Annotated in this window: 9 protein-coding genes and 1 pseudogene; 6 read left to right on the forward strand and 4 right to left on the reverse strand. The window is 64.5% G+C overall.

Annotated elements, in window-relative coordinates; genetic code table 11:
* Positions 1-34 precede the first annotated feature (34 nt).
* On the reverse strand, positions 35-1438 hold the full coding sequence (locus ATE67_RS03065) for a leucyl aminopeptidase family protein (RefSeq protein WP_058815180.1): 1404 nt from the start codon (positions 1436-1438) through the stop codon (positions 35-37).
* Positions 1439-1493: 55 nt separating this feature from the next.
* On the opposite strand from ATE67_RS03065, the gene ATE67_RS03070 reads away from it, so the two are divergent.
* The 3 genes and pseudogenes from ATE67_RS03070 (at position 1494) to ATE67_RS03080 (ending at position 3456) form a co-directional block, all read left to right on the forward strand.
* Positions 1494-2315, forward strand: a complete 822-nt coding sequence (locus ATE67_RS03070) for a PdaC/SigV domain-containing protein (protein ID WP_058815181.1) — start codon at positions 1494-1496, stop codon at positions 2313-2315.
* Positions 2316-2424: 109 nt separating this feature from the next.
* Positions 2425-3251, forward strand: a pseudogene (locus ATE67_RS03075) (SDR family oxidoreductase).
* Between the two features lie 22 nt (positions 3252-3273).
* A complete protein-coding gene (locus ATE67_RS03080) occupies positions 3274-3456 on the forward strand; it encodes a DUF3008 family protein (RefSeq protein ID WP_058815182.1) in 183 nt (60 codons plus the stop codon).
* Here the strand turns inward: ATE67_RS03080 and ATE67_RS03085 are convergent, their stop codons facing one another.
* Positions 3457-4971: a flavin-containing monooxygenase gene (locus ATE67_RS03085; RefSeq protein ID WP_231728025.1), complete on the reverse strand. Its 1515-nt coding sequence runs from the start codon at positions 4969-4971 to the stop codon at positions 3457-3459.
* A 190-nt stretch (positions 4972-5161) separates the two neighbouring features.
* Between ATE67_RS03085 and ATE67_RS03090 the strand changes: the two genes are divergently transcribed.
* Together ATE67_RS03090 and ATE67_RS03095 are read left to right on the forward strand one after the other, a co-directional pair.
* Complete coding sequence (locus ATE67_RS03090; protein WP_197411871.1) at positions 5162-6286, forward strand: DUF47 family protein; 1125 nt, start codon at positions 5162-5164, stop codon at positions 6284-6286.
* Positions 6287-6301: 15 nt separating this feature from the next.
* Positions 6302-7315: an inorganic phosphate transporter gene (locus ATE67_RS03095; protein ID WP_058815184.1), complete on the forward strand. Its 1014-nt coding sequence runs from the start codon at positions 6302-6304 to the stop codon at positions 7313-7315.
* 458 nt (positions 7316-7773) lie between these two features.
* Here the strand turns inward: ATE67_RS03095 and rimO are convergent, their stop codons facing one another.
* Entirely contained in the window at positions 7774-9141 is a 1368-nt protein-coding gene (rimO, locus tag ATE67_RS03100; protein WP_058815185.1) for a 30S ribosomal protein S12 methylthiotransferase RimO, read from the reverse strand.
* Positions 9142-9160: 19 nt separating this feature from the next.
* Positions 9161-9880, reverse strand: coding sequence for an esterase/lipase family protein (locus tag ATE67_RS03105; protein ID WP_058815186.1), 720 nt, complete (start codon positions 9878-9880; stop codon positions 9161-9163).
* 65 nt (positions 9881-9945) lie between these two features.
* On the opposite strand from ATE67_RS03105, the gene ATE67_RS03110 reads away from it, so the two are divergent.
* Positions 9946-10272 (forward strand): DUF423 domain-containing protein, encoded by a 327-nt coding sequence (locus ATE67_RS03110; RefSeq protein WP_058815187.1) that lies wholly within the window; start codon positions 9946-9948, stop codon positions 10270-10272.
* The last annotated feature ends 142 nt before the right edge of the window (positions 10273-10414 follow it).

The raw sequence follows: 10414 nt of genomic DNA on the forward strand, positions 1-10414 counted from the left end.
TTAGACCAGCGGACCCCGCTTTATCAAGTTTTGTTCAATTTTTGCCGCGCCGGTCGTAGCGCGCCTTGAGCATCGCCCAAGCGGCGCGGAGGCCCAGCGCGGCACCTCCCTTCGGCCGGCCATGCTTCGCCGAGGGCCGCCAGGCGAAGGTGTCGAAATGCGCCCACGGCGTCCCGTCGGGAACGAAGCGTTTCAGGAACAGCGCCGCGGTGATCGATCCGGCAAAGGGCGAACTGCCCGCATTGCCGAGGTCGGCGATGTCGGTTTCGAGCAGGTCGGCATAGCCGTCCCACAGCGGCATCCGCCACAGCGGATCGTCGCGTTCGATTCCGCCCTTGAGCAAATCATCGGCGAGTGCATCGTCGTTGGCGTAAAGGGCAGGGAGGTCGGGTCCCAGCGCGACGCGCGCGGCGCCGGTGAGCGTCGCGAAATCGACGATCAGCTCGGGCTGGCCCTCGCCGGCCTTCGTCAGCGCATCGCCGAGTACGAGCCGGCCCTCGGCATCGGTGTTGCCGATCTCGACCGTCAGCCCCTTGCGGCTCTTGAGCACGTCGCCGGGGCGGAAAGCGTCGGCCGAAATGGCATTTTCGGCGGCGGCGACGAGGCAATGGAGGCGCACCGGCAGCCCGCTCGCCATCACCAGTTCGGCGAGCGCGAGGACATGCGCGGCGCCGCCCATATCCTTCTTCATCAGCCGCATGCCCGACGCGGGCTTGATATCGAGTCCGCCGCTGTCGAAGCTGATCCCCTTACCGACGAGCGCGACGCGCGGGTGGTCCTCCTTGCCCCATTCGATCTCGATCAGCCGCGGTGCATGATGCTTCGCCGCGGCACGGCCGACCGCATGGATCATGGGATAGCCCTGCTCGAGCGCTTCGCCCTTGGTGACCGTCAGTTTGCCGCCATGCGCCTTGGCGATCCTCTCGGCGGCCTTCTCGATCGCCGCCGGCCCCATGTCGGCGGCGGGCGTGTTGACGAGGTCGCGGACCAGCGCGGTCGCGCGCATCTCTGCCACCATCGGCGCGATTGTGACGACGTCGGTGGTAAGCAGCACGCGCGGGCCTTTTGCGGGCGGGTTCGATTTATATGCGTCGAAGCGATATTGCGCGCTCAGCCAGCCGAACAGCGCCTTGCCCGGCTGGCCGCCTTCGAGTCGATAGCGGCCCTCGGGCAATATCTGCGCCAGCTTGGCGAGACACCAGGCCGACAGGCTGCCGGTGTTCGCGACCGTCGTGACGACCGCCCAGCGATCGGGGTCGTCGCCGGGCAGGATTGCATGGACGAACGCGTCGGGCTTGAAGCCGACCGCGGCGAGATGCGCGCGCTCGCGGGCATTCCGCCCCTTCAGCCACTCGTCATAGCCCTTCTTGTCGACGAGATGGATCGGGCGCGCTTCCTGTCCCTTGTCGGGCTGGATCAGGTCGGAATAGTCGGTCATGCGATGGGTGCTAGGCCGGTGTGGATATTTTGTCGATTCCCTGCGTTGTTCGGGAATGAGCTTCCGAATTGCCGCCGCCATCTTGCCCGCGATGCTGCTTGCTGCCGGCTGCTCCGACGATGAGCCGACCAAGGCCGAGAAGGTGGCGGCGGCCAAGGTGCCGGGCACCCCGCCGGGCGGAGCCGCGGACGAGGTGGCGAAGAATGCACCCGCGTCGGACGTCGAGGAAACGAGTGACCTTGTCGAATTCGCCTATTCCTATCCGCGCGAAGCGGCGCAGATCCCGGAACTCGCCACATTCCTCGACGCAGACCGGCAGGCCAAACGCGATGCGCTGGTTGCCGCCGCGCAGCGGGACAAGGCGGCGTCGGCGAAAGGCGACTTCCCCTATCACGCGCACAGCCACCTCCAGAGATGGCAGCGCGTTACCAATACGCCCCGCTTTCTGAGTCTTTCGGCCGAGATAGAAACCTATATGGGCGGCGCGCACGGCATGACGAGTTTCGACACCTTGCTGTGGGATCGCAACAAGCGGGCGCGGCTGAAGCCGGTCGATCTGTTCACCAGCGCAGAGGCGTTCGACGCTGCGATCCGCGAGGATTTCTGCGCGCGCATCAGGCAGGCGAAGGCCGCAAAGGGCATCCAGGCCGCCGACGACCCGGACGGCCCTTTCGGCAAATGTCCGCCGGCTTCGTCGCAGACAATATGGCTCGGTTCGTCGGATAGCCGTCATCTCGACCGGATGACGATCGCGATCGCGCCCTATGAGATCGGGCCGTTTGCCGAAGGAAGCTACAAGATCAACGTGCCCGTCACGTCAGCGCTGGTCCGGGCGGTCAAACCCGACTTTGCCCGCGATTTTCTCCCGATACGATAAAGGACGGATGATGCCGAAAGCCGGAAAGATTGGTGAAACGCCGAAAGAAAAGAAGGGCAAGAAGCAGGCCGCCGCCAAGCTCTCCAAAGCGGTCGGGAAGGGCGAGACCATTCCCCGCCCGCCGTCTGACCGCGAAGCCGAGCTCGACCGTGCGCCGAAATGGCAGCCGCGCTATCCGGGTTCGGGCCGGCTCGAGGGTAAGGTGGCTATCGTAACCGGCGGCGACAGCGGTATTGGCCGGGCGGTCGCCGCCCTCTTCGCCCGCGAGGGTGCGGATGTCGCGATCGTCTATCTGGAGAATAGGCAGGACGCCGACGACACGGTCGCGATCGTCGAGGACGAGGGCCGCAAGGCGATGCCATCAAGGCCGATGTCGGAAAGCCCAAGGCGGGCGAGAGGATCGTCGCTGATACCATCGACGCCTTTGGCCGGATCGACATCGTCGTGAACAACGCCGGCGAGCAACATCCCGCCGCCGACATTCGCGACATCAGTCCGGAGCAGCTTCAGCGTACCTTTCAGACGAACATCTTCGGGATGTTCTATCTGGTCCAAGCCGCGCTCGCTCATCTCAAGAAAGGCGCGGCGATCGTCAATTGCACCAGTGTCACCATGTATCAGGGCAGCGAGGGATTGCTCGACTACAGCGCGACCAAGGGCGCAATCACCGCCTTCACGCGCTCACTGAGCGAAAATCTGGTCGGCAAGGGTATTCGCGTCAACGGGGTAGCGCCGGGTCCGATCTGGACCCCGCTCAACCCGCGCGGCGGCGCGCCGGCCGACAAGGTCGCCACATTCGGCGGAAGCACCCCGATGAAGCGGCCGGGCGAGCCCAACGAGGTCGCGCCGGCCTTCCTGTTCCTGGCCTGCGACGACAGCAGCTATATGTCGGGTCAGGTGCTGCATCCGAACGGCGGCACGATCGTTAACGGTTAGCGGGGGAGACAGGAGAAAGCCGATGCCCGCCAAATCCAAAGCCCAGCAGAAAGCCGCCGGTGCCGCGCTCAGCGCCAAGCGCGGCGATACGCCAAAGTCGAAGCTGAGGGGCGCATCCAAAGAGATGGCCGAAAGCATGACCGAAAAGCAACTGCAGGATTTCGCCAAGGGCTCGATCAAGGGCAAGCCCGAACACGCCGGCTGATTATTCCGCCGCTTCCAGTTCCGCCAACGGAGTAGCGCGCGCTATCGCGCCGGCGTTGCTGAACGTCAGCACGCCGTCGTCGATTGTCCCGGTCCTCATTTCAACGCGGTCGCGGATATAATCCTGGTTGAGCCGCCACGGCAGCTTGTCCGCATTCTTCGGCATGATGTGGATCGACCGCTGGATATAGCCCGACGAGAAGTCGAAGATGTTTTCCTCGGTCAGGCTTGCCGGATCGGCCAGCGCGGGGGTGGCGATCGTCGTGCCGGTGGCTGCCATATGGTTCAGCACCCGGCAGACATATTCGGCGACGATGTCGGCGCGAAGCGTCCAGCTGGCGTTGAGATAGCCGAACACCGCGGAAAAGTTCGGCACGTTCGAGAACATGCAGGCCTTGTAATAGAAATGCTCGCTCCAATCGATGGTTTCGCCGTCGACGCGCACGGGGATTTTCCCCGCGACCGCAAGCTTCAGGCCCGTTGCGGTGATGATGATATCGGCGTCGAGGTGCTTGCCCGACTTGAGCTGGATGCCGGTCGCGTCGAAACGCTCGATATGGTCGGTGACGACCGACGCCTTATCGGCCTTCATCGCCTCGAAAAAATCGCCGTCGGGGACGAGGCAAAGCCGCTGCTCCCAAGGATTATAAGGCGGCGTGAAGGCCTCGGGATCATATTTGTCGCCGAGCGCGTCCTTGACCTTCGTGCTCAGGAATTCCTTCAGCTTCTCGGGCTTGGTGCGCGCCTTCTTGAAGACGATATCCTGCATCTTCACATTCTTGAAGCGCGTGATCTTGTACGCGAGCCCGTCGGGCAGGATCTTGCGGAGGAAATTGGCGATGCCGTCTTTCGCAGGGCGGATCGCGTACCAGGTTGGCGTCCGCTGCAGCATCGTCACGTGCGCAGCCTTGTCGGTCATCGACGGGACGATCGTCACCGCGGTCGCGCCCGACCCGATCACGACAACCTTCTTGCCCGAATAGTCGAGATCCTTCGGCCAGAATTGCGGGTGGACGATCTGGCCCCGGAAATCCTCGCGCCCGGCGAACTGGGCGTCGAACGGCTCGTCATAATCATAATAGCCCGATCCGAGGTAGAGCCAGCGCGCCGTGGTCGTCGCGCTCGTTCCGTCGCCCCGCTCCAACGTCACCGTCCAGCGCGCGGCCCCACTGTCCCAGTCGGCGCCGACGACCTTGCTGTCGAAGCGGATGCGCTCGCGGATGCCGCGCTCGTCTACGATGCGGTTGAGATATTCGAGGATCGCGGGGCCGTCGGCGATCGATTTTTCATGCTTCCACGGCTCGAAGACGAAACCCAGCGTGTGCATGTCGCTGTCCGATCGGATGCCGGGATAGCGGAACAGGTCCCAGGTGCCGCCCAGCTCGGCGCGACGCTCGACGATACCAAAGCTGCGGTCGGGGCTGTGCAGTTGAAGATGCACCGCCATGCCGATGCCCGAAATGCCCGCGCCGACGATCAGCACGTCCTGATCAACGGGGCTCGCCGTGCCTGCCATGATTTCGTCTCCCATTTGTCTTTAGGTCGCAGATTACGCACCGCGTTGCATTTTGCAATCGAATTGACGTTTACGGAAAGTGCCGGTGCGCCAAAGTGCCATTGCCGCTGTCACATTATTGTCATAGGGGCGTCACGAGTTTGCAATCATTCGCCCGGCGGGCGCGGTAGGGGGCGTTGAAGCGGTAATTATGCGGCAGATTGCGGTTCTTCCCTATCGATTCGGCGGCGTGGACAAGGATGGTCCGACCGAAATCCTGCTCGTTACGTCGCGGGGTACGGGCCGCTGGGTGATTCCCAAGGGCAATCCGCTGACCGGGCTGGACCGCCATGCCTCGGCGGCGATCGAGGCCGAGGAAGAGGCGGGGGTGCTCGGCGCCGTGTGCCCGACCTCGATCGGCAGCTACGAATATCGCAAGCGCCGCGCGAACGGCGCCGCGATCATGTACGATGTCGAGGTGTTCCCGCTGGCGGTGACGCGCGAACTCGACGAATGGAAAGAAATGGACGAGCGCGAGCGGCGCTGGTTCACGCTCGATCAAGCGGCGGCGTCGGTCGACGAGCCCGATCTTCAGGCGATGATCCGGTCGTTCGGCGACCGCGGTTTCCGCGCCGCGGCGCGGCGGTCCGGCGTCGTCTTCAACGTTGCCCAAAAGACAGGGGTCAATCACATGTTTGCCTGGTTCCAGCGCCTGCTTCCCAAGCAGGGCAATTTCTTCGAGCTGTTCGAGGCGCACGCCGCGACGCTGACCTCGGGCGCCGAAGCGCTCGCACGAATGCTGCAGGGCGGCGAAGGGATGGCCGACCATGTGCAGGAGATTATCGAGCGCGAGCATGACGCCGACGCGATCACGCGCGAAGTGTTGCAGACTGTTCGCCGTACCTTCCTGACCCCGTTCGACCGCAGCGCGATCACCGACCTGATCGCTTCGATGGACGATGCGATCGACGAGATGCAGAAGACCGCTGGCGCGGTCGATCTGTACGACGTCACCGAGTTCGAGCCCGAAATGCGCGACATCGGCGGGATCATCGTGGACGCCGCGCGCCTCACCGCCGAAGCGGTGCCGCTGCTGCGCAACATCTCCGCGAACGCGATCCGGCTGCACGAACTCACCGAGCGCCTCGTTCGCATGGAGGGGCATGCCGACGACATCCATGCCGCCGGCCTCAAGCGCCTGTTCAAGGAGCATGGCGAGGCCAACCCCACGCGCTTCCTGATCGCGCGCGAACTGTTCCGCCACCTCGAGCGCGTCACCGACAGCTTCGAGGATGTCGCGAACGAAATCGACGGCCTGGTCATCGACCACGCGTAAGGCGGGGCGCCCACCATGCACGAACTCGCTCTTCCGCTCCTCGTCGGCCTGATCATCCTCGCGCTGGCGTTCGATTTCCTGAACGGCCTGCACGACGCGGCGAACAGCATCGCCACCGTCGTCGCGACCCGGCTGCTGCGCCCGGTGCAGGCGGTGATCTTTGCCGCCTTCTTCAACTTCGCCGCCTATTTCCTGTCGCTCGCCTTTCCGGAGCTTCACAAGGTTGCTGAGACGATCGGGAAGGGGATCATCGACAAGGATCTGGTGACGCCCGCGGTCGTGTTCGGCGCCCTCGTCGGGGCGATGTTCTGGAACGTCGTGACCTGGCTCAAGGGCATTCCGTCGTCTTCGAGCCACGCGCTGGTCGGCGGCATCGTCGGCGCGGGCGTCGCGCACGCGGGGTTCGAGGGCATCCAGTGGACGGGACTCAACAAGACCGTCATCGCGATCTTCCTGTCCCCGATGCTCGGCATGCTGCTGGCGATGCTCGTCATGTTGGTCAGCAGCTGGGCGCTCAGTCGGGCCTCCGCGCGGTTCGCGGAAAGCACGTTCCGAACGCTGCACCTCTTCTCTTCGGCGGCTTACTCGCTGAGCCACGGGCTCAACGACGCACAGAAGACGATGGGGGTGATCACCGTGCTGCTCTATTCTACCGGTTATCTTACCGGCGAATTCCATGTGCCGCACTGGGTGGCGATCAGCTGCTATATCGCTATCGGCCTCGGCACGCTGTCGGGCGGGTGGAAGATCATCGAGACGATGGGCGGCCGCATCACCAAGCTGTCGCACCACCAGGGCTTCGCCGCCTCGACCGGCGGTTCGATCATGGTGTTCACCGCCAGCCTGCTCGGCATCCCAGTCTCGACGACGCACACGATCACCGGCAGCATCATCGGCGCCGGCGTCGCCCGCCGCGCGAGCGCCGTGCGCTGGGGCGTCGCAAGCAATGTCGTCGCGGCGTGGTTTATCACCATTCCGGCGAGCGCGCTGGTGGCGGCGGCGTTCTACGCGCTGACGCGGCTGTTCTAGGCGAGCTGCATGGTTTGCTGAATATCGGCTTTGGGGTGGGGAGTTGCCCATCAATTCTCGTCATGCTGAACTTGTTTCAGCATCCATGGTCTGAGCTCGAATGAAATGCCGCGCCGAAGGAAACGGCAGACCATGGATCCTGAAACAAGTTCAGGATGACGAAGCTATAAATGTCGTGTTCCGGTCGAAACCGCTCATCTCTCTTTTCCGTTCGTGTCGAGCGCAGTCGAGACACCCATGGACCTCGCGCCACGCCGAGGGGCATCTCGACTTCGCTCGATGCGAACGGCGGTAGGTTAGGCAGCTATCGGTCGCTTCCCGCCCTTCGTCACCCCGGACTTGATCCGGGGTCCCGCTCAGCGAGGTTGACAAGCGGGACCCCGGATCAAGTCCGGGGTGACGATGCAGTAGAGGGCAGTTTTCGATCGCTTGCCGCTCTGTGAGTTCGGCGTGGGTGCCTAGCGGATCACCCCGAACAGGTCGTGCTCGTCGGCGTCCTCGATCTCGACATCGACGATATCGCCGGGCTTCAACGTCGCGGCGACATCGCGCAGATAGACATGGCCGTCGATCTCCGGCGCGTCGGCCTGGCTGCGGCCGGTGGCGCCGATGCTGCCGTCTTCGTCCGCTTCGCCGACCTCGTCGATGATCACCGGCATCGTGCGGCCGATCTTGGCTTCGAGCTTCGCGGCACTGATCGCGGCGGTCTTGTCCATGATCCGCTGGTAGCGCTCTTCCTTGACCTCTTCGGGCACCGGATTGTCGAGCGCATTGGCCTGCGCGCCGGCGACGGGTTCGAAGCGGAAGGCGCCGACGCGGTCGAGTTGCGCTTCGTCGAGCCAGTCGAGGAGATACTGAAAATCCGCCTCGGTCTCGCCGGGGAAGCCGACGACGAAGCTCGAGCGGATCGAGATGTCGGGAGCGATCGCGCGCCACGCCTTCAGCCGTTCGAGCACTTTCGCTTCGTTGGCGGGGCGCTTCATGCGCTTGAGGACGCTCGGGCTCGCGTGCTGGAAGGGGATGTCGAGATAGGGTGTGAGCAGCCCCTCGGCCATCAGCGGGATCACCGCGTCGACATGCGGATAGGGATAGACATAGTGGAGGCGCACCCACGGCGCGCGGCCCTCGCTGGTCTTGAGCTGCCCGAGTTCGCGCGCGAGGTCGGTCATGTGCGCGCGGACTTCGCGGCCCTGCCATTGGCGCGGGTCGTGACGAATATCGACGCCATAGGCCGAGGTGTCCTGGCTGATCACCAGCAATTCCTTCGTCCCCGCCGCGACGAGCTTTTCGGCCTCGCGCAGCACCGCGTCGATGCGGCGGCTGACGAGTTTCCCGCGCAGATCCGGGATGATGCAGAAGGAGCAGCTGTGGTTGCAGCCCTCGGAAATCTTCAGATAGCTGTAGTGTCGCGGGGTCAGTTTCAGCCCGCCCTCGGGCACCAGATCGACGAACGGCCCCTGCGTCGGCGGCGCAGCGTCGTGAACGGCATCGACGACCTGCTCATACTGATGCGCGCCGGTGACCGCGAGCACGTTCGGAAAGCGCGCGCGGATGACCTCGGCCTCGTTGCCCATGCATCCGGTAACGATGACGCGGCCATTCTCCGCCATCGCTTCACCGATCGCCTCAAGGCTTTCTTCCTTTGCCGAGTCGAGGAAGCCGCAGGTGTTGACGAGCACCACGTCGGCGCCCGCATAGTCGGGCGACAGGCCATAGCCGTCGGCGCGCAGCTTGGTGAGAATCCGTTCGCTGTCGACGAGCGCCTTCGGGCAGCCGAGCGACACCATGCCGACCTTCGGCTGGGTGGGGAGGGTTTTGACTGTCATGATTGGCGGCGCCCCTAGTCTATTTTTCGGGGTTTGTCACGCCTGCCAATGTGTCCGCGATGATCCGCCACACACGCGGCGCAATGCCGAGACCAAGGTGGGTGACGTCGACCTTTATGTTGCGCGCCTGCGGATTGTAGATGTCGACGGCGATATCGGGGCCGACGATGCCGTCGCGATCGGAGTAGATGACGGTGAGCGGCTGGGTCAGGCCTTTGAGGTTGCGCGCATGGATTTCGCGCTCGATAGCGTCGAAGTCGCGGCCCGCAAAACGCTGCGCCAGCGCCGTATATTTGGGACCGCCGATGATCGGGGTGCCGAGCGTGATGATCTCGCGGACGAGGTGCGGGTAGGCGCGTGCGGTCTCGCGCGCGATCACGCCGCCGAGGCTCCAGCCGATCAGGGTGAGCGGCGCACCGTCGGCTTTCGCCCATTTGACCGCCTGCGCGGCAAAGCGTTCGACGTCGGCGGCGACGCGGCCGTTGTTCCGGCCCATGCCCCAGTCGCGAACATGGTAGCCGAGGTGGCGGAGATACGCCTCCAGCGGCCGCATCGACAGCTCGCTCGCGCCGTAACCGGGGAGGAGCGCGACCGGACGGCCATCGCCGCGCGGCGCACCGATCAGATGATAGCCGCCGAGGCCGAAGCGGATCATGTCGAACGGCAGCGCAAGCTCGCCGAGCGTCGCCAGTTTGCTTGGCGGTTTCAGTCCTTCGGGAAACGGAACGTCGCGGGGCATCGCCTTCTCCCTCTTGTCGGCCTATAGCTTTGGCCGATTGCAGACATTTAGGGAAGGGCGTGCGGGTGATCGGTGTTTTGGCAGCGATTTCGGCGGCGATGGCCGTGGCGGCGGGGGCGTTCGGCGCGCATGGCGCGGCGGGACCGCAGCAAGCCGAATGGCTGCGCACCGGCGGCATCTACCAGCTCGTCCACGCGGTCGCGGCGCTTGCGATCATGGGCGTTGCGCGCGGGCCGGCGGTCACCTTGTTGGTCGGCGGAGCGATATTCTCGGTCACGCTCTATGCGATGGCGCTGGGCGCGCCGAAATGGCTTGGCGCGATCACGCCGATCGGCGGGACATTACTGATCGGTGGCTGGCTGTGGGCGGCGTGGCTGTACTGGAAGGCGTAATCGCGCTTCGTTGGTAACCGTCCTACCAGTCCCGTTCGTGTCGAGCGAAGTCGAGACACGCTTGGGGAGCATTGGCCGTCGGGGTGTCTCGACTTCGCTCGACACGAACGGAAAGGGAGGGCGGGCTGGGACCCGCTCCGGC

Source organism: Sphingopyxis sp. H050, assembly GCF_001468265.1.
In the GTDB taxonomy this organism is placed as follows: Bacteria; Pseudomonadota; Alphaproteobacteria; order Sphingomonadales; family Sphingomonadaceae; genus Sphingopyxis.

Coding starts and splice junctions, on each gene's coding strand:
- ATE67_RS03065 (WP_058815180.1), bottom strand. CDS start 1,438: ATGACCGACTATTCCGACCTGATCCAGCCCGACAAGGGACAGGAAGCG.
- ATE67_RS03070 (WP_058815181.1), top strand. CDS start 1,494: ATGAGCTTCCGAATTGCCGCCGCCATCTTGCCCGCGATGCTGCTTGCT.
- ATE67_RS03080 (WP_058815182.1), top strand. CDS start 3,274: ATGCCCGCCAAATCCAAAGCCCAGCAGAAAGCCGCCGGTGCCGCGCTC.
- ATE67_RS03085 (WP_231728025.1), bottom strand. CDS start 4,971: ATGGCAGGCACGGCGAGCCCCGTTGATCAGGACGTGCTGATCGTCGGC.
- ATE67_RS03090 (WP_197411871.1), top strand. CDS start 5,162: ATGCGGCAGATTGCGGTTCTTCCCTATCGATTCGGCGGCGTGGACAAG.
- ATE67_RS03095 (WP_058815184.1), top strand. CDS start 6,302: ATGCACGAACTCGCTCTTCCGCTCCTCGTCGGCCTGATCATCCTCGCG.
- rimO (WP_058815185.1), bottom strand. CDS start 9,141: ATGACAGTCAAAACCCTCCCCACCCAGCCGAAGGTCGGCATGGTGTCG.
- ATE67_RS03105 (WP_058815186.1), bottom strand. CDS start 9,880: ATGCCCCGCGACGTTCCGTTTCCCGAAGGACTGAAACCGCCAAGCAAA.